Source organism: Bacillus cereus G9842 (genome assembly GCF_000021305.1).
In the GTDB taxonomy this organism is placed as follows: domain Bacteria; phylum Bacillota; class Bacilli; order Bacillales; family Bacillaceae_G; genus Bacillus_A; species Bacillus_A thuringiensis_S.
This window is the reverse complement of the sequence record NC_011772.1, coordinates 4,698,555-4,717,152: the sequence shown is the minus strand read 5'-3', so window position 1 is coordinate 4,717,152 and position 18,598 is coordinate 4,698,555. Positions and strand designations below refer to the sequence as shown.

Below are 18,598 nucleotides of genomic sequence, written 5' to 3'. Positions count from 1 at the left end.
AATGGTCTCCTTTTCAGCATACTCTTAAAGTATTATAGCACGACTGTACATAATACTTTACTAATGTGAATTTCCGTTATATCATATTGGATATAACGGAATTAAATTAAAAGCGGGAGAGATGTTGTATGCCATCAGTAGAAAGCTTTGAATTAGATCATACGATTGTAAAGGCACCTTATGTAAGACATTGCGGAGTTCACAATGTAGGTAGTGACGGTATTGTAAATAAATTTGATATTCGTTTCTGCCAACCGAATAAACAAGCAATGAAACCAGATGTTATTCATACGTTAGAGCATTTATTAGCATTTAATTTACGTAAATATATTGATCGTTATCCGCATTTTGATATTATCGATATTTCACCGATGGGCTGCCAAACAGGATATTATCTTGTAGTGAGCGGAACACCGACAGTTCGAGAAATCATTGATTTATTAGAACTAACATTAAAAGATGCGGTTCAAATTACAGAAATTCCGGCTGCAAATGAAACGCAATGTGGTCAAGCGAAGCTTCATGACTTAGAAGGAGCACAACGCTTAATGAACTTCTGGCTAAGCCAAGATAAAGATGAACTTGAGAAAGTGTTTGGATAAAGAAAAACTGCCTGTTAAAGGGCAGTTTTTTATTTGTAAAACAGGAGTTTTTTGTGTGAATGGAGTATTGACTTTAACGTATACGTCAAAGTTTATAGTGAAGATAAATAAGGCGTGAGGAGGAAACGATGGATAAGTATAGCATTGGTGAAATTTCAAAAGAAACGAATGTAACGACGAGAACACTTAGATATTATGAGGAAATTGGATTATTAAAACCGTCGTACGTTGCTGAGTCAGGATATCGTTACTATTCAAAAGATGATGTAATTACATTGCAACAAATAACAACGTTTAAAAAGCTTGGTTTTAAGCTTTCGGAAATAAAAAAAGTGTTAAAAGAGGAAAAGGGGAATTCAGAAGAAAGATGGAAAAGTGCAATTCAAAATGAAATTCAAACAATACAAGCGGAAGTAAAAAGATTAAAGGACTTAGAAAAACTATTATATACAGCATTTCATTCCATTGAATTAACAGGAGAGCTTAAAACAGAAGATTTAATGTTATTCATAAAATCAGTACAGGGAATTGAGCAGAGAGAAAATTTCCGACAAAAATATTTTACGGAGGAAGAACAGAAGGTTATAGAGGATTTACCAACACTTGAAGAAAACGATGAAAGAACAAAAGAATGGTTACAAGTATTAAGAGAAATTCGTCAGCGTATAAATGAACCAGTAGATTCACCGGAAATTCAAATGTTAGCGGAAAGGGTAGTGGCTTTTTCAATGCACGTATTTCATGAAGATGAACAATTAATAAATAAGTATTGGGATTTAATTAAACCTGAAGAGGGAGAGATTGCAAGAGTATACGGACTTGATTTAGAAACGATGAATTATATAGAAAAGATGATAGATTGTTATTTAAAAAAGGAGGAGGGTAAATGACTGGCGCGGGAAAAGAGAAGCTATATGGAATTAAGCATGCGCGGATGGAGAGGCAATATTTTTATAAGCATCTGGGGATTTTCATTTTTGCACAGATTCTATTTATTTTTATAGTAGGGCTTGTACCAGCTCAAGAGTTGCCAAGCGGTTCCTATTTCCTTCATATGAAAGAGTGGATTTTAAATAAACAAATTGGATTTTATAAAAATGAAACGATTAATACGATTACAAGTGTCTGGACATCAGTGCTTATTATTCATTTTATATGGGCGATGTCTTACATTCTTTTTCCGAAAAAGAAGCGTAATTCTTCGAAACAAGAAACAAGAGAAGAGATAAAAGAAGAAGTGAAAAAGAAAAAGGAGATTAGCATAAATAGGGCGTGGATGTATTTAGTATTTGGGGGCTTAATTGAAATATATTGGGCGACAGGGTTAAAAACAAATTCAATGAGTATTTTGACACTCATTGCAATTTTAGTGAGCTTTCAACTACTAATTGAAGCAACTAAAAAAATTCCAATTGGTACGGCATATGCAGTATTTACTGGAATTGGTACAGTTGGAACGATATTGGTAGATATTTTATATTTCAAAGAACCATTTTCGCTCATCAAAATTTTCCTCGTTTGCTTATTGGCACTATTTATTATCGGATTGAAATTTAGTGGGAATAAGGAAGAGGTGAAATAAAGTGGCATGGATCTATTTAATTATAGCTGGGCTCTTTGAAATTGTCGGTGTAATTGGGATAAAGAAAGTAGCAAAAAATAATAGTTGGACGAATAATATTATTTTAATAGGTGGTTTTATTATTAGTTTTCAATTTTTAACGATGGCGCTTCAAGAAATTCAGTTATCGATCGCATATGCAGTTTGGACTGGAATCGGAACGCTCGGGGCAGCAGTTGTCGGTATTTTATTTTTTCAAGAACCTAAAAACGCTTTTCGAATTATTTGTATTGTTGGGATTATGGGGACGATTATTGGATTGAAAGTAGTGAGTTAAAGAAGAGCACACAAGCTCTTCTTTTTTATGGAAGTATGTCAGAAATCCCAACGAAGAAAGTGATTATCCCAACTATAAAACAAAAGATAGCTTTCGATTTTTGCTTTTGTTGTATTTCAGCAACTCCCGAAAGAATAAATGTGATGCTTAAAAGGATAAATACATAAGAGAAAAGAATAGAAATTCGTGTAAAAAGACTAAAAAAAGCAAGAATAAAAGCAATAGCAGATAGTAAGATTCGAAGGTTTGTTAGCATAGTATCCTCCAATTTATTAACTGTTTAAAAAATCCAAATTAGTGAGAGGTAATGGTCAGTAGGTGATTGGAAATTACATGTTATCTTTAGTGAAAGTAGTTCGATATTACAATGAAGAGCATAAGACTAGAAACGAAAAAATGCGAGATACCCATTGATTTTCTTCCGGATTTCAGTTCATTAATTCCTAGAAGAATAAAGAAACAACTGAGAGCAAATTGCATGTATGGGAGAAGTGTGAAGTTGTCGGTAGCAAGAGAATAAGTGCAAAGAGAGAGTGTGAGAAGCATGAAAAAATAGCGTAATCCAGTTAGCATTGTATACCTCCTTTAAAGGGACTATTTATCGAAATATTTCTGAGAAGCCAAGAAATAAAGCACCAGCTCCTGCTAACAGAGCAAGTATACTACCACCTTTTTGCTGCTTTAAGATTTCCTCTATACTAATAACGAAAGCCATCATCCCTAAAAAGATGAACATATAAGGCATAATTTCTCTATTACTAGTAAAGAAACTATAGATTGCTATACATAAAGCAATAAGTGATAAAGTAATCCGTACTCCTTTTAGCATGCATGTACCTCCTTTTATTTTATATAGCTAATGATGAGAACAATCCAAATGAAAGCACCGGAAATAATACAAATAAGCCCAGTTGCTGCCTCCTTTTTCTTTATTTGTTCAAATGCGATGAGAAACATTAAAGCCCCTAATAGAAATTGTGAAAGAGGTAGAAAATTATTTTGACCTGTATATAATCCAATTGCCGACATAACGAACACAGTGAGTGCGATTGTGATGCGGAGTATACGAAGCATATTAGGAATTCTCCTTATTCTTTTTTGTATAAGGATTATCTTCTAGTTTATCGACGTAATGTTTATAAGCATAGCCTTTATTAATTGTCATGATGGAGAGTACGAGGATGATTAGGACGATGATAATACCGATAATTAATATTTTGAACATAAAACCCCTCCTTTTCTTTATTTTACATAATTTTGTAATTGATGAAAACAATAGAAAATAAAAGGATGAAAGAAGGGTGTTACATGGAAACGAAAAAAACATATTATATATCAATAGGAAATGGTCAAATTTCACAAGTGAAGACGGCGGATACGTATAATTTTGAAATTTATGCAAATGATGAGGAAATTACGGAATTAAGAGAGCACTTCGATCAAGCATATGTAGAAGATTTAGGTTCATTTGTACGCTCCCACGTTCCATTTGTTGAGTATCATCACGATTCAAATAATGACCGATATGATGAACAACTACAAAAAGCATATAAAATGATTTACGATTTAGGAAATCATGAGACGAAAGAATTAGTCGCGCAAATGGGAATAATCAATGGATTGTAATTGGATAATATTATGCAGAAAAGCGAGAATATGCTACAATTTGTGGTAGGAAAAACTTGTAACCATCAATAGGGGAGTAATGGCATGTACAAATTTAAAGATTATTACCACAACACTGTACAATTATCGTTTGAACGTTATCCATTTTCTCCTGAGCCAAAGCATGTTTGGGTTGTATGCCGGTACGGGGATCAATGGTTATTAACACATCATTTACGTCGTGGTCTTGAATTTCCAGGTGGTAAAGTAGAACTAGGGGAAACACCGGAAGAAGCGGCAGTTCGAGAGGTTCATGAAGAAACTGGCGGCATAGTTTCTGATTTAACTTACTTAGGACAATATAAAGTATCTGGAAAAGACAAAATAATCATTAAAAACATTTATTTTGCAACAATTAGTGCGGTAGAAGAACATACGCATTACGAAGAAACGAAAGGGTCTGTTTTATTAAAAGACATTCCTGACAACATTAAAACGAACAGAAAATTTAGCTTTATAATGCGCGATGACGTATTAGCGCGTACGATGAAACATATAGAAGAAATCGGCTGTTTTACGAAGTAAAGTAGCCGGTTTCTTTTTTTGTATGTAATAATAAATGTAAATATATCTTTATGTTATTTTTGGGTATATTATACAATTTTGCGAAGATATACTTACATTTTAGGAGGGGGAAGATGGATAAAAGAAAAGAAACGACTGTTACTGTTTCGATGGTTAAATTAAACTTTTCTTTATTTTTTATAATAATTGCTTTGTCGTTTGGAATAGGTTATTTGCATATATTTCTTTCAGGTGGGGTCCAAGTTGAAGTTACATTATTAACGATGTTTCTGTTTATTATTGCAATGATTGTTCTCGTCTGTATTCATGAAGCGATACATTTAATAGGATTTCGCTATATCGGAGGTATTCCGTGGAGTGAACTAAAATGGGGCGTTAATTGGAAATTAGGTGTTGCATATGCTCATTCTAAACAGGCGGTTACAGTAAAGCAAATGAAGAAAGTGTTAATGCTTCCGTTTTTACCAACTGGAATTTTGCCAATTGTATTGGGATTAGCTATGAATCTGGAGCCACTCTCATTTTTAGGAATTCTACTAACAGCAGGTTGTATCGGTGACATTGCCTTATATCAAAAAGTTTCAAAGTTTCCAGATGATGCGCTAGTAAAAGATCATCCGAGTAAACCACAGTTTACAGTATATGAATAAAGAAAGAGGAGGCGTTTTTGAGCAACGGCCTCCTCTTATTATGGTCACTTTTTGTTGGTAAATCGCTGATATAATTTATTTGCTATTATTGTATTTTTATCTCTACCTCTAAAAATGAAAGAACCTCTAATAAATCATCTACGATACGTGAATGCTTAAAATCACCCCAAAATGAATCTTTTTTCCAAACACCAAGAATCCCTACTTGTTCAGAACCAAGCACATCGTTTTCTGGATGATCTCCAACATAAAGACATTCTTCTGCCTTAACATCTAGTCTTTGCAAAGCACGTTCGAAAATTTCAGGGTGAGGTTTTTTAATTCCTTCAGTTTCTGAAACGAGAATGGTGTTTGTATACGTATGTATATGTAGTGCTCGAAGGTTGCTCATCTGAAATTCAGTAAAACCATTTGTGATAATACCAATTTTAATGTTTCGCTGTTTTAACTGTTGAAGTAGTTCATGCGTGTTTTTGAAAGAAATACAATGATGTTGGAAGTTTGTAATATAGTCGTGTAGCAGTTGCTCTTGCGTTAAAGTAGTAATGTTGTATTCGGAAAGGAGAGTAGCATACACTTTACCCTTCCACGTATAGCCATTATTATCAAGTTCAAGAAATCGAGAACAATACTCGGATTTTTCTATGCCCATCAAATGTGAGGCGAAGCGATTATATTGGTCACAAATAAATTGTTCTAAAGATTGGCGCCGATCTAATAGTGTGCCATCTAAGTCGAATAAGATTGCACGAATCATGGGAAACCTCCTTGCAGTTTTTATAATTAATTATCGCATAATCACAAAAAAATGATTATGATATTTTGTAGAATGGAATAATGGGGGATTGTATGAAGAAACTGTATGGCAAGTTAATGTGTTGTATGATAGCAAGCAGTTTAGTTGCAGGATGCGATAGTGCTATTGAGGTTACGAAAGAAAAAGAAATTTGTAAAACAGAAGAAGAGTGCACGCAAATAGGAGATAAAACATTACAAAAAGTATATAAAAAGATAGAGGGACTTTCAGAACTTGAAAAAGTAGAGGATTATGACATAGAAGAGTATGAAAGTATGAATATGAAAGAGGCGGAACAGAAAAAAGAAGAGGATGACAATTATTTCTTTTTAGCTTCTTATTATATCGATGATGATGAAATTGTAGATCCTTATTTTGAGAAATTGGATCGTAAGAGATTGAATAAAGCTTTTGCAGATGACGAAGTAGCAAAAGATGATTTGTTAAGCCAGCGGCAAGATAGAGAGTATCATGAAACTTTATGGGACATGTATCGCACTCTCATTCCAGTGAAATATCGTGAGAATATAACAGGGTTTGATCTAATAACGGATGGTTATGATGGCGTTGTTGCTCATGTCATGCCAAGTATGGATGACCCGAGAGATTGGTTGCTTAGTTTAGATGTGCTCGATTCTGGGGTGAATATAGATGAAGTGATGAAAACATTAATTCATGAAACGGCTCACGTATTAACGATTGGGCATAAACAAGTACCAGTGGATAGGAAATATTTAGAGGCGTTTGATGAAGAGAAAGACATTTCATCATATCGAAATAAATGTAAAACGGTGTTCTTGAAAAATGGATGTGCGAGAAAAACTTCGTATATTAACCAATTTTATAATGAATTTTGGAAACCAATTGAACAAGAGTGGACAGAAAAGCAAGTAGAAGAAAGTGAAGAGGCACAAATTAAATTTTATAAAGAAAAGCATGATGAGTTTGTATCGCTGTATGGAACAACAAATGTAACGGAAGATATCGCAGATACATTTACAGCGTTCATTTTACAAGATTCAAAAAAAGTGAAAGAAGGAACAGAGTTAAAATATAAGAAAATTGCTTTCTTCCATCAGTTCCCTGAGCTTGTAAAAATGAGAGCGGAAGTGCTGTCAGGATTATATGATGTTTCGAAAACGATAGAACAACAAAGTGGAGACTAATGTGAGTTATGCGTTCGATATAGTTTCGTTAAAGTAAAGCGTGAAGAATTTTTAATTCTTTACGTTTTTTCATGTTGATAAAATTGAAAATTCTGTATTTTTATCGAAAAGAAGAAGGAACTGGCGGTATAAAATAGAATTAGTATAAAAATGTCACAATTTAGACACAATTATAATGCGCGTGTTGTAGGGACTATAAGTTTACTCTCGAGGAGGTAATGAAACGTATGAAAACGATTCTTGCTGTTGCTGGTCTCATTTGGGTAATGTCTCACGGTTTTCCGATTTTTGAAGGGGAGCAAATTCGTAGTGCTTTGAATGAAAAGTTTAATGATTATCATGTGATAGATCGAAAAGATAATGTCGTTACAGTACGTGTGAAAGACTGTTTTCATACAGTTACGGTTGCGGATGGAAACATTACAAATGAAACGAAAATGTGTGATAAAAGGTAAAAGAAAGAAGCTGACTATAGCGCACTGTTTTGAGTCAGCTTCTTTTTCTTTTTCCAATTAGAATTTTTTCAAATGCCTCGACAAATACATACATAAGAGTTGCAAGAACACATGTGAGTAGTACGCTAAGTAAGACGAGTGTGAAGTTAAAGACTTGGAATCCGTAGCTAATTAAGTAGCCAAGTCCTTGTTTGGAAACGAGAAGTTCTCCGAAAATAACACCGACCCAGGATAAACCAACGTTTACTTTTAACGTTGAGATAATTGCTGGAAAGGATGCAGGGAGAACGACTTGCTTATAACATTGCCATTTATTTGCGCCAAATGTGTCCATCACTTTTATATAGTTAGAATCGATTTCTTGAAACGCACTGTAAATAACGAGAATGGTAATGATGATGGAAATGATTACTCCCATTGCGATAGAAGATGAAATGTTTGGACCGAAAATAACGATGATGATTGGACCGAGTGCAACTTTTGGCATTGCATTTAGGACGACGAGATAAGGATCAAGTACGCGGGCTAGAAGTGGCATCCACCAAAGAAACGTTGCAATAATAGCACCAAGTACTGTTCCGAGAATGAAGCCTACTCCCGTTTCCAGCAATGTCGTCCATATGTGGACCCAAAGTGAACCGTCGATCCATTTCGTTAAGAAGAGATCCCAAATACTTGAAGGAGAGCTAAAGAGTAAAGGATCAATCCATTCTCTTTTGCTAGATATTTCCCATAGTGCAAAGAAAAGAATAAGTAGTAAAAGTTGTAGAGAGCGAGCAATCCAAGCACGCCTACGTTCTTTCTTTCGAAACTGTTCATGTAGTTGTTTTATATTATCCAAGTCGTTCCAGCTCCTTCCATATATCTTGAAAGAGGGCTGGGAAATCGTAGTGATGGCGTGCTTCTAACGGTGATAAAGAACGGATACTTTCCGGGACGATAAAGGTTTTTGCGATTTTTCCAGGATTCGCTTGCAGTAAATAAATACGATCACTCATCGCGATCGCTTCTTCAATATCGTGAGTAACAAGTAGTGATGTTTTCTTATATTTATTTAGCAAGTTGAAAACGAGTTCTTCTAGTTTTAATTTCGTTTGATAATCGAGTGCGGAGAATGGTTCATCTAGTAATAAAATTTTTGGATCAGTCGCTAATGTTCGAACGAGAGCGGCACGTTGACGCATACCGCCGGATAGTTCACGAGGATATTGTCCTTCTACCCCATGTAGACCGACTTGTTTTAAAAGATTTAAAGTATGTTCTTTCATCTGTTCATCATAAATCTTTCGAATATGAAGTCCAAGCATAATATTTTCTTCAATCGTTTTCCAAGGGAATAAGTAATCTTGTTGCAACATATATCCCATAGATGAAGTTTTCGTTGTAATCGGTTCACCATCTAAAAAGACGATACCGTCAATTGGATCAAGTAGCCCAGCAATGATTGAGAGGAGTGTTGTTTTACCACAACCACTTGGACCGAGTATAGAAATAAATTCGCCTTCTTCCACTTGTAAGCTCATATCTTCGAGAATAAGTTTGGCATTCTCTTTTGCAAAAAAGCAGTGAGAAACGTTACGTATTTGTAAAAAACTCATACACTTCGCCTCTATTTCTTAATAACGCTTTCGGCAATTTTTGTATTGACGAGCGCTTCATGTGGAACTTCTTTTTGTAATTCGCCAGCGTCTTTCATAATAGTTTGGAGCTGTTTCCATTCTTCCGCATCTAGTAGTGGATTTGTCGCATAAGAATGCTGTTTTTTATACCGTTCAATTACTTGTATTGTTATGTCTTTTGAAGTGTCTTTAAATAGCGGAGAAACAGCATCAGCAATCTCTTCTGGGCTATGTGTATCAACCCATTGCTGTGCTTTATAGAGCGCACGTGTGAACTTTTCAGCAGCAGCTTTATCTTTCTTTAAGAAACTTTCTTTTGCCATGAACGTTGTATAAGGAACAGTACCAGATTCATTTCCGAATGAAGCGACGATATAACCTTTACCTTCTTTCTCAAGTATACTTGCAGTCGGTTCAAAGAGCTGCACAAACTCTCCAGTACCAGATGCAAAGGCATTTGCAATATTAGCAAACTCAATATTTTGAATTAAGTTTGTATCTTTATGAGGATCAATGCCATTTTTCTTTAAAACGTATTCCCCAACCATTTGCGGCATGCCGCCTTTACGCTGTCCTAAAAATGTAACACCTTTTACGTCATTCCAATTAAAAGAGTCTAGTTTTTTACGTGAAACTAAAAATGTCCCATCTGTTTGTGTAAGCTGTGCAAAGTTAATGATAGGGTCTTTCGCTCCTTGTTGATGAACGTAAATAGAAGTTTCAGAACCGACGAGAGCAATATCAATTCCGCCAGATAATAGGGCGGTCATCGTTTTATCGCCACCGGCTGTTGTTTGTAGGTCAATATCTAGTCCTTCATCTTTAAAAAATCCTTTTTCAATCCCGACATATAACGGGGCGTAGAAGAGAGAATGGGTAACTTCGCCGACACGAATGTTTTGAGTTTGTTCTTTCGTACCTTCTTTTTTATTACTACAAGCAGCAAAAGTAAAAACAGCTAGTAACATGATGCAAAAAATCGCGATTAATTTTTTCACTATATAACACCTCCTAGAAGTCACTCTACAAGCATGATATGTAGGTAAGTGCCTATATGTGAGTGTAGATAGCAGGAATTTTTTGGATGGTAAAGAAGTACAAATATAAGGGGTGATAAAATGGAGTACGAATACGATGATAGCGTACATTTACATCTTGATTATTTTGGGACAGAATGCGACATGGAATCGATTGCTTATAAGAGGAAGAATGAAGACGTATGGGATGTGTATTTTAATTTTGGAGTATACGGTATTCAGAAAGACGATGTAGAGTTAGGGAGGTTTATGGACGAATATGCTGGTCATTACGTTTTTTCTGTACATGCTCGCGATCTTAGCTGGGAATTTGGAAGTGCCCAGTTTGAAGAGTGGGTTTTGAAAAATCGGATAGTAGAAAAAACGCTACAAAAATAGGAGGAATTTTGTGATTGGATTTCTCATCTTATTATTTATTTTTGTGGCCGGATTTTTTATCATGCAAATGCTTATTTACCGATTTGCCAAGAAAAACATTCATAAATATATGAAAATAAAATGGTTTCATATGTGGCTACATATGAATATGAAAAAAGGTCCGAGATTAGATTTTTTTGATTTTGTAGTTATAGTACTCGTATGTATCGTATGGAAAATATGGCTGCTTCCTTTTATATAATACACATGCTAATCATTTTCTCTTTTATCATAAAATAACGAAAAGAACCTGTCTTGTGGCAGGTTCTTTTCGTTATAGTAATAGTTGTTAAAAACTTGTATTTATACGTAAAGTAGCACTTGTAAAAATGATTTTGGAATATGAATTTTTTCATGTATTCATATCATAAATCTTGTCTTTCTAAGTATAAGTTTTATTTTAATATAATAAAATGAATATATAAGACGAATTTTGACAAAAGAATATATATACTTTTGTTATGCTATGAAAGTTATTAATTTGTAATATATATAGGATGATTTTTTCATGTAAAAAAAAGTATTATTTTCTGTACTTATGGGCTTATATGTAATTGCTTTAAGTGCTTGTAAAAGGTGAGGAAGAAAAAGTAAAAGCAACAACAGATGAGCAAAAAATAGAAGAAGATAAAAAAGTGGCAGAGGAAGAAAAACGTAAGCAAGAAGAACAGCAAAAAGCAGAGGAAGAAAAGCGTAAGCAAGAAGAGCGACGAAAACAAGAGCAACAGAAAGCTCAGCAACAACCTGTACAACAAGAGAGAACACAAAAGCAAGAAAATACAAAACAAACAACGGGCGGGAAACCAACACGATCACAAATTTCAGTTGGTTCACATGTAGTTATCCAATTAGATAATGATTATAGTAAAACAGTGAGTGGTGTTGTGAAAGATATTTTGATAAATACAGAAACACATACATATGGAATTAAAGTGCGATTACAGAATGGACAAATGGGCCGTGTGCAAAGTGTTGGGTAATAAGAAAGAGGTCGGCCACAGATGGCCGACCTCTTTCTTATTATGCTTGGTTAGTGCGGAAGAATGGAAGCTTCTGCGCAATGTGAATTAATCCGTATGCAAGAATTAAGCACATAAGAGGATTAATGAAAAATCCGTAGCGGTTAATTGCTAAGAATAAGTTTGAGAAGATAATGTAAATAATAGAACTTGCTACTAGCATCATAACGCGTTTATGTTTAAATGAATTTAGCATGAGGCAGAAGCTGCTCAAGAATGTACCAATGATAAACACTCTATGACATAGTTGCATAAAATTATGAATACGGTATTGGTCTACAGCAGGAGCTGTTTTGAATAACTCAATTGTTTTACCGACAGTGAACCAAGAGAACCAATAAGTGAAGTCCGTCTTAAATCCATTCTTGATTAATTCCTTTGCGTATGCACCTTTGTCATCTAAGCCTTTAGCTCTCATTTCATTTACTATATTTTCATAGCCAATTTTATTGAATGGATCTGCACCGGCAATCAGTGGATCTGCACCTTGGGTTGAGAATAAAATAAATTGGTTGAGCGCTAAATAGTTACGAACAACCCATGCGCCAATAATCAAGAACGGTCCGATAAACCATAACAATCCGATTCGAATGGAGTCTTTAAATCCATATGTAAATAACACAACAAGAACAGGAATGAGCATCATTGGAGCTGGATTTGGACGGAACATAAGTAAAATTGAAACGACAATTCCAAACCATATATGGAATTTCGTTTTATTGTATTTCCATGCGAGAACAAATACATATACACATAATGCCAATAAGAATATGGATGGAACTTCTGTTAGCAATGTACGGAAGTATGTATAGTTACTTGGATAAATAGCATATAAAATACTTGCAACAATTCCATAAATGTTTTTTTCGAACAATTCTTTTCCTATTAAGAATACCAATAGCACTGTGCAAAGGTTCATGATCATGTTAATAACAGTTGCTACGTAATAGTAAGGAATTGATGTAATATCAGAAATAATCATAGCGCCAGCTAATAGTAATGGCTGACCTGGTGTGATATATGCATTTTTCCCTGGAACTTCACTAGGTTCTAAATACACATAACCAAATACACCATGTTTTAATAGTTGTTCAGCTGTTAACGAATAGTTAAAGGCATCATTTGCACCATATGTTACTTTGACTAACTCTCCATCTAATCCTGGCTGTTTTACTAAACAAAAAACGTGCAACAGGAAAGAAAGCGCCAAAATTGCATATACCGCTTTAGGCAAACTCTTAAACTTAGTAAGCAAAAATGAGCAACTCCTTTTTTATTAATTCTTTCGTATTTTTATGTGAAATCTTTAATAGTATTAAGGATTTCCAAAACATAGTTATTATATCATAAAGTAGAATATCAAAATTAAGTTTTTCAAGAATGAGTAATTTGTATGTCACAATTTAACTGTTGATTAAGGGAATATTAAGACAATACATTTATAATAGAAGCAAGTATACAGACGAAATATGTAATATATGTTATTTTAATAGAAATAGTTCTTTCGATGCGGGGGAAATTAAGACATAGAAACGAGGGAATGAATTGAAGTATGGTTCTACACTTTTTCATCTTCCGAAAAGAAGTATATTAATTTCTAGCATTATAAGTAGTATGGTGACTTTATTAGTAATAACTATGCTGTTTATGATTTTAAAGGTTTTTAATTTAGACATGATGAAAGATCATTTAAATCAAAAGCTTATTTTAAGTGTTATGATGATTTTCATATGGGGCATAACATTTTATATTACGCATTTCAATAAAAAAGAGATGTCTATACCTAGGGTATCCCTGCGAGTGCATTTTATATTATTTTTGCTAGCTCATGCAGTAGCATTATTTTATATTGTAATGCAAGTTAATATGAGTTTCATAGAGACAATGAATTGGATTTACATTTATAATATGCAGTTTATATTAAGTTTTGTAGTAATTTATGCAATATATATTCTTGTATATAATTTAATAGGTAAGGTTTTTCTAAGTATGGTTTTATCTAGCTGTACGTTAGTCATTTTAGGTATTGTGAATTATTTGAAGCTTATTTTCAGAGGGGATCCGTTATATCCTTCTGATTTCACACAAATTACGCATATGCAATCTGTTATACCGATGGTGATGGACTATTTTAGCTGGAGTTATATTTTAATCATTATCGTAAGTATCGTGGCTTGTATTGTAGCAGGGATATATATGAGAAGGTATATTCAAAATGTAAAGATTCATCTAGGAATAAGAGCCTTATTAGTAGTAGGATCTATTTTTGTTCTATATGCGTACGGTAATTTTGCGAATACATTTATGAATAAAGTATTTCAAAAATCAGGTGTAGATTTTGTTTTGTGGAATCAAAATGAGAACTATGCTTCAAATGGTTTTGTACTGGGGTTTATTAGCAATTTAGATACAACAGTTATGGAAAAACCAAAAAATTATTCTAAAGAAAATATGCTTCAAATAGCAAACGATATAAAAAAACAATATAGTGGAAATATAGGGAACGAAAAGAAAAAAGAGAAACCGAATATTATTTTTGTAATGAGTGAATCGTTTTGGGATCCGACGAAAGTAACCAACCTTTCTTTTAGTGAAGATCCTGTACCAAATTTACATCATTATATAGAAAACTTTCCTGGTGGACAAACTATTTCTCCTACATTTGGGGGAAATACGGCGAACGTTGAATTTGAGGCATTAACGAGTTATTCAATGAGTTTGTTAAAGCCAGGTTCTATACCATATCAGCAGGTTATTACAAATAAGAAAGAAATTCCATCAATCCCGACGGCTTTGAAAAAAGAAGGCTATTACACAAGTGCAATTCATTCATTTGGACGCACATTCTTTAAACGTGATGATGTATATAAGGTGTTAGGATTTGATAAGTTTAATGCAGAGGACACGATGGAAAATGTGGATATTGATGGAGATTATATTAGTGATTTAGCGATGAGTGAAGAGATAATTGCTGAGTTAGAGAAACAAAAACAACCTACATTTATTCATGCAGTTACGATGCAAAATCATTTTCCATTTACAGAGGGCCGATTTGGTGAAAATCTAATAGAAATTAGCGGGCTAGAAAATGAAGAATCAAAGGGAGAATTAGAGACGTATACAGAAGGGTTAAGACGTTCAGATGAGGCTCTTCAATATTTAATAGAGCAACTAGATAATTTAGATAGACCTACATTATTAGTATTCTTTGGAGATCACCTTCCATCATTAGGAACAAATAAATCTTTTTATAAAGAAAATGGGTATATAACGAATGAAAAAACACCGAGTGAACGTTTAGCAATGGCGCAAACGCCGCTATTAATGTATGCAAACTTTGATATGCCAAATGATAATTTAGGTTTAGTAAGCCCAATTCATTTTTCTAATCTTATTTTTGATTATGCAGGATTAAATAAATCCTCATTTTATCAATTTTTATCGGGACTTTACAAGGAAATACCAGTGCTTAGAGATGAATTAAAAGTTGATAAAAATGGGGAAGTAATCAATGATTTAACAAAGAAACAAAAAGAAATGTTAGAGCAATATAAAATGCTTCAATATGATTTACTCGTTGGAAATCAATATAGCAAAGAAATCCTCTTTTAATAAAAGAAACAAAAAGAACTTGTATAACGATACAAGTTCTTTTTTCATAGTATTTAACGGGGTAACCAGACAAGCTGGGTTTAGGGAGTATTACTTGTACATTTAGTATATATGAAAATGTAATCGTTTTATTTGTATATTTGTTAGAAATGTGTGAATTTTATGTTTTGTAAAAAATCGATTATGTTAACTTTCAATCTTGTATTGCAGTTGTTATGCATGTAAAAATTTTATCAGCTCTTTATTTAATTCATCCGCTTGATCGATTGGTGAACCATGGCCACTATTTGTAAGAGCATGTAACTGAGAATTTTTAATTCGTTGTTGCGTAAGCTCAGCACTTTTGTAAGGAATTAGTTGGTCGTGAACGCCGTGGAAGATTTTTGTTGGGACGTTAATTTTATTTAAATCTTTCGTTACATCTTCATTTGCAGCTGCTTGTAAAATTTTGATAAGGGCATAAGAAGCGGACTGCATACCGAGATAAGAAAACCATTCAAGGGTTGCAGCTCCTAAGTTTCTATTGAAAAAGGATAAAGATACATCATTTAAAAATTTTGGTAAATTAGCATACATTTGATTAATGAGAGCATCTGCTTGTTCTTTCGGTACACCGTAAGGGGACTCTTGATTTTTAACGAAAGAGGGGGAGACAGCGTCAATTAATGCGAGCTTAGAAATGCGGCGCCCATTATAGCGAGACATATAGCGAATAGAAAGAGCACCACCAACTGAGAAACCGACTAATGTAGCGTTCTCTACTTCGAGTGCTTCTAGAACAATTGCGATATCATCGGCTAATCGATCATACGTGTAACCAGTCCATGGCTTATCAGATTGCCCATTCCCTCGTATATCCATGGCGATACAGCGAAAGCCATGCTCTGGTAAAACATTGAGTTGATATTGATACATTTGATGATTTAAAGGCCATCCGTGAACGAAGAAAACAGTCTTACTACCTGGACCAGGATTAACGTCTTGCACAAAAATATGCACATCTTTCTCGACAGTAACAAACATAAATGTCCCCCTATTTTATGAATATGCTCTATCCCAAAAGCGTTGTTTTGTCATAGCTTTAATAAATTCATTTGCTAGTCGCGTAGGGTCTTGTTCTATTAAAACACCAGGCTTTCCTTCTATATTTAAAGATTGAATAATAGAAGAGCCGTTTTGGAAGGAGCCAATCGGCTTAAAGTGATTATATGATTCTACGACAAAGGAACTTGCTTTGTTAAGAAAATGATCATCCATCTTTCCGCCGATAAGAAGTAATCCATCATAAAGGAGTGGTGAGCCTGTTAAGAAAGTATCATTTACTTCCCAATGTCCATTTGACGTCCCCTGCACTATGCCTAATCGTTCGGAAACGATCACTGGTTGAAGACCTACTTGTTTGAACTGATTTATTATATATTGTGCGCTTGGCCCATCATATCCATTTGCAACAATGACACCTACTCGTAATGTATTAGGACTAAAGGTCGTATTTGCCATACTGAGTGCTGGAGATGATTTTGTAACGTTGGATTCTTGCACATTTGGGACTTTTGCTCCGAGAGCTTCTGCAACTAAAGTAGCCAATTCTGTACTAATATGTCCAATCATATCAACGACTTGTTGGCGGACAGATTTACTTTTGACTTTTCCTAATTCAAAGGAGAAAGCTTGTATAATATGGATTTTTTCGACGTGACTCATACTATTCCAAAATAAACGAGCTTGAGAGAAGTGGTCTTTGAAGCTAGCAGCAGTTTCCCTTGTTTTATGACCAGATACAGTAGAAGGATATGTAACGAACCCCCCCTTTGTCCCAGGTACAGTATAAGGAGAATTATTTGCTAAGGAATTGTTATGGTAGGCAACGTTTCCTTTGTCGATTATATATTTAGATGCACCATCTCTTTGATTGTTATGAAATGGGCATATTGGACGGTTAATCGGTAGTTCTTGATAATTTGTACCAACGCGTGCTAATTGTGTGTCTGTATAAGAAAAGAGTCTACCTTGTAAGAGAGGGTCATTGGTAAAGTCAATACCACGAATGATACTTCCAGGGTGTAGTGCCACTTGTTCAGTTTCAGCGAATACATTATCTACATTGCGATTTAAGGTCATTTTCCCAATGATTTTAACGGGAAAATCTTCTTCAGGCCAAATTTTCGTTGCATCTAATATATCGAAGCCGTATTTAAATTCGTCCTCTTCTTCTAAAATTTGAATGCCAAGTTCGTACTCAGGATAGTTTCCAGCATTAATATTTTCCCACAAATCACGGCGATGGTAATCTGGATCAGCACCACCTAGTTTTTGTGCTTCATCCCAAATTAACGAATGAACGCCGAGCTTTGGCTTCCAGTGGAATTTCACGAATCGTGACTTTCCATTTTTATTAACGAAACGAAATGTATGAACGCCAAATCCTTGCATCATTCGAAAGCTTCTTGGAATTGTACGATCGGACATAATCCACATCATCATTGCAGCTGATTCTTGATTATTGGCGATGAAGTCCCAAAAAGTATCATGTGCTGTTTGTCCCTGTGGAATTTCATTATGCGGCTCTGGTTTAAGGGCGTGAATAAGATCAGGGAATTTAATGCCATCTTGAATAAAGAAAATGGGAATATTGTTTCCTACTAAATCAAAATTTCCTTCTTCTGTATAAAATTTAACGGCGAATCCTCTTACATCTCGATTCGTTTCATTTGCTCCTTTTGATCCAGCTACTTCAGAGAAACGAATGAAAAGCGGTGTTTTTTTTGAAGGGTCTTGTAGAAAATGGGCCATTGTTAGCTCTTCTAAAGATTCATATAACTCAAAAATGCCATGTGCTCCGTATCCTCGTGCGTGAACGACTCGTTCTGGAATTCGTTCACGGTCAAAGTGAGAAAGTTTTTCTCGCATAAGGAAATCTTCTAGAAGGGTAGGGCCACGATCTCCAGCTGTTAAAGAGTTTTCATCATTTGAAATTTTAACACCTGTATTTGTTGTCATCTCCTTTCCTTCATTTTCACGCGTGAAAGATTGGAGTTGTTCTATCTTTTTATTTTTTTTGCCGTCCATAAAAACACCTCCCATAATATACGTATTATTGTTTATGGTTTTTATGCTTGTATATAGCATGAAGATGT

23 protein-coding genes and 1 pseudogene are annotated in these 18,598 nt (G+C 34.4%); 13 read left to right on the top strand and 11 right to left on the bottom strand.

Features of this window, described 5'->3' with window-relative positions; all coding sequences use genetic code 11:
- Positions 1-128: 128 nt before the first annotated feature.
- From luxS to BCG9842_RS23805, 4 genes are all read left to right on the top strand, one after another.
- On the top strand, positions 129-602 hold the full coding sequence (gene luxS / locus BCG9842_RS23820) for an S-ribosylhomocysteine lyase LuxS (RefSeq protein WP_001141371.1): 474 nt from the start codon (positions 129-131) through the stop codon (positions 600-602).
- Positions 603-730: 128 nt separating this feature from the next.
- Entirely contained in the window at positions 731-1,492 is a 762-nt protein-coding gene (locus BCG9842_RS23815; protein WP_000362242.1) for a MerR family transcriptional regulator, read from the top strand.
- Positions 1,489-2,184 carry a DMT family transporter gene (locus BCG9842_RS30525; protein WP_000145220.1) on the top strand — a complete coding sequence of 232 codons (696 nt, stop codon included), beginning with the start codon at positions 1,489-1,491 and terminating at the stop codon, positions 2,182-2,184. Before BCG9842_RS23815 ends, BCG9842_RS30525 begins: the two co-directional genes overlap by 4 nt.
- Position 2,185: 1 nt before the next feature.
- On the top strand, positions 2,186-2,500 hold the full coding sequence (locus tag BCG9842_RS23805; RefSeq protein ID WP_000312334.1) for a DMT family transporter: 315 nt from the start codon (positions 2,186-2,188) through the stop codon (positions 2,498-2,500).
- A 25-nt stretch (positions 2,501-2,525) separates the two neighbouring features.
- On the opposite strand, the gene BCG9842_RS23800 is transcribed toward BCG9842_RS23805, so the two are convergent.
- From BCG9842_RS23800 to ytzI, 4 genes are all read right to left on the bottom strand, one after another.
- Positions 2,526-2,756, bottom strand: a complete 231-nt coding sequence (locus BCG9842_RS23800; protein WP_000957185.1) for a DUF3953 domain-containing protein — start codon at positions 2,754-2,756, stop codon at positions 2,526-2,528.
- 342 nt (positions 2,757-3,098) lie between these two features.
- Positions 3,099-3,329: a DUF3953 domain-containing protein gene (locus BCG9842_RS23795; protein ID WP_000912056.1), complete on the bottom strand. Its 231-nt coding sequence runs from the start codon at positions 3,327-3,329 to the stop codon at positions 3,099-3,101.
- 14 nt (positions 3,330-3,343) lie between these two features.
- Entirely contained in the window at positions 3,344-3,574 is a 231-nt protein-coding gene (locus tag BCG9842_RS23790) for a DUF3953 domain-containing protein (RefSeq protein WP_000944462.1), read from the bottom strand.
- Between the two features lies 1 nt (position 3,575).
- Positions 3,576-3,725, bottom strand: coding sequence for a YtzI protein (ytzI, locus tag BCG9842_RS23785; protein WP_000472793.1), 150 nt, complete (start codon positions 3,723-3,725; stop codon positions 3,576-3,578).
- Between the two features lie 83 nt (positions 3,726-3,808).
- On the opposite strand from ytzI, the gene BCG9842_RS23780 reads away from it, so the two are divergent.
- The 3 genes from BCG9842_RS23780 to BCG9842_RS23770 all read left to right on the top strand — a co-directional run bounded on the left by BCG9842_RS23780 (position 3,809) and on the right by BCG9842_RS23770 (position 5,340).
- Positions 3,809-4,126: a hypothetical protein gene (locus BCG9842_RS23780; RefSeq protein ID WP_000448411.1), complete on the top strand. Its 318-nt coding sequence runs from the start codon at positions 3,809-3,811 to the stop codon at positions 4,124-4,126.
- A gap of 84 nt (positions 4,127-4,210) precedes the next feature.
- Positions 4,211-4,690: an antimutator 8-oxo-(dGTP/GTP)ase gene (mutTA, locus tag BCG9842_RS23775; protein WP_000276385.1), complete on the top strand. Its 480-nt coding sequence runs from the start codon at positions 4,211-4,213 to the stop codon at positions 4,688-4,690.
- A 113-nt stretch (positions 4,691-4,803) separates the two neighbouring features.
- Positions 4,804-5,340 (top strand): DUF3267 domain-containing protein, encoded by a 537-nt coding sequence (locus BCG9842_RS23770; RefSeq protein WP_000361285.1) that lies wholly within the window; start codon positions 4,804-4,806, stop codon positions 5,338-5,340.
- Between the two features lie 85 nt (positions 5,341-5,425).
- Here BCG9842_RS23770 and BCG9842_RS23765 read toward each other — a convergent pair whose 3' ends face one another.
- Complete coding sequence (locus BCG9842_RS23765) at positions 5,426-6,097, bottom strand: HAD family hydrolase (protein WP_000617247.1); 672 nt, start codon at positions 6,095-6,097, stop codon at positions 5,426-5,428.
- A 92-nt stretch (positions 6,098-6,189) separates the two neighbouring features.
- On the opposite strand from BCG9842_RS23765, the gene BCG9842_RS23760 reads away from it, so the two are divergent.
- A complete protein-coding gene (locus BCG9842_RS23760) occupies positions 6,190-7,302 on the top strand; it encodes a hypothetical protein (RefSeq protein ID WP_000737816.1) in 1,113 nt (370 codons plus the stop codon).
- A 227-nt stretch (positions 7,303-7,529) separates the two neighbouring features.
- Positions 7,530-7,757, top strand: coding sequence for a hypothetical protein (locus BCG9842_RS23755; protein ID WP_000849112.1), 228 nt, complete (start codon positions 7,530-7,532; stop codon positions 7,755-7,757).
- Positions 7,758-7,791: 34 nt separating this feature from the next.
- Here BCG9842_RS23755 and BCG9842_RS23750 read toward each other — a convergent pair whose 3' ends face one another.
- The 3 genes from BCG9842_RS23750 to BCG9842_RS23740 are packed head-to-tail and all read right to left on the bottom strand — an operon-like array spanning position 7,792 to position 10,374.
- Positions 7,792-8,598 carry an ABC transporter permease gene (locus BCG9842_RS23750; RefSeq protein ID WP_000368776.1) on the bottom strand — a complete coding sequence of 269 codons (807 nt, stop codon included), beginning with the start codon at positions 8,596-8,598 and terminating at the stop codon, positions 7,792-7,794.
- Complete coding sequence (locus BCG9842_RS23745; RefSeq protein WP_000009025.1) at positions 8,591-9,355, bottom strand: ABC transporter ATP-binding protein; 765 nt, start codon at positions 9,353-9,355, stop codon at positions 8,591-8,593. The genes BCG9842_RS23750 and BCG9842_RS23745 overlap by 8 nt, the downstream gene beginning before the upstream one ends.
- A gap of 11 nt (positions 9,356-9,366) precedes the next feature.
- Positions 9,367-10,374 (bottom strand): ABC transporter substrate-binding protein, encoded by a 1,008-nt coding sequence (locus BCG9842_RS23740; RefSeq protein ID WP_000733138.1) that lies wholly within the window; start codon positions 10,372-10,374, stop codon positions 9,367-9,369.
- Between the two features lie 120 nt (positions 10,375-10,494).
- Between BCG9842_RS23740 and BCG9842_RS23735 the strand changes: the two genes are divergently transcribed.
- The 3 genes and pseudogenes from BCG9842_RS23735 to BCG9842_RS23725 all read left to right on the top strand — a co-directional run bounded on the left by BCG9842_RS23735 (position 10,495) and on the right by BCG9842_RS23725 (position 11,810).
- Positions 10,495-10,791, top strand: a complete 297-nt coding sequence (locus BCG9842_RS23735; protein ID WP_000455579.1) for a DUF3986 family protein — start codon at positions 10,495-10,497, stop codon at positions 10,789-10,791.
- A 10-nt stretch (positions 10,792-10,801) separates the two neighbouring features.
- Positions 10,802-11,032, top strand: a complete 231-nt coding sequence (locus BCG9842_RS23730) for a hypothetical protein (RefSeq protein ID WP_000578979.1) — start codon at positions 10,802-10,804, stop codon at positions 11,030-11,032.
- 336 nt (positions 11,033-11,368) lie between these two features.
- Positions 11,369-11,810: pseudogene (locus tag BCG9842_RS23725) on the top strand (DUF2196 domain-containing protein).
- 40 nt (positions 11,811-11,850) lie between these two features.
- Here the strand turns inward: BCG9842_RS23725 and BCG9842_RS23720 are convergent.
- Positions 11,851-13,104, bottom strand: coding sequence for a glycosyltransferase family 39 protein (locus tag BCG9842_RS23720; RefSeq protein WP_000956215.1), 1,254 nt, complete (start codon positions 13,102-13,104; stop codon positions 11,851-11,853).
- Between the two features lie 290 nt (positions 13,105-13,394).
- Between BCG9842_RS23720 and BCG9842_RS23715 the strand changes: the two genes are divergently transcribed.
- Positions 13,395-15,461, top strand: coding sequence for an LTA synthase family protein (locus BCG9842_RS23715; RefSeq protein ID WP_000873640.1), 2,067 nt, complete (start codon positions 13,395-13,397; stop codon positions 15,459-15,461).
- 213 nt (positions 15,462-15,674) lie between these two features.
- On the opposite strand, the gene BCG9842_RS23710 is transcribed toward BCG9842_RS23715, so the two are convergent.
- Together BCG9842_RS23710 and BCG9842_RS23705 are read right to left on the bottom strand one after the other, a co-directional pair.
- The gene (locus BCG9842_RS23710) at positions 15,675-16,484 is read right to left on the bottom strand and encodes an alpha/beta fold hydrolase (protein WP_000498274.1); all 810 of its coding nucleotides are present in this window, start codon (positions 16,482-16,484) and stop codon (positions 15,675-15,677) included.
- Between the two features lie 15 nt (positions 16,485-16,499).
- Complete coding sequence (locus BCG9842_RS23705; protein ID WP_000348754.1) at positions 16,500-18,530, bottom strand: catalase; 2,031 nt, start codon at positions 18,528-18,530, stop codon at positions 16,500-16,502.
- Between the last annotated feature and the right edge of the window lie 68 nt (positions 18,531-18,598).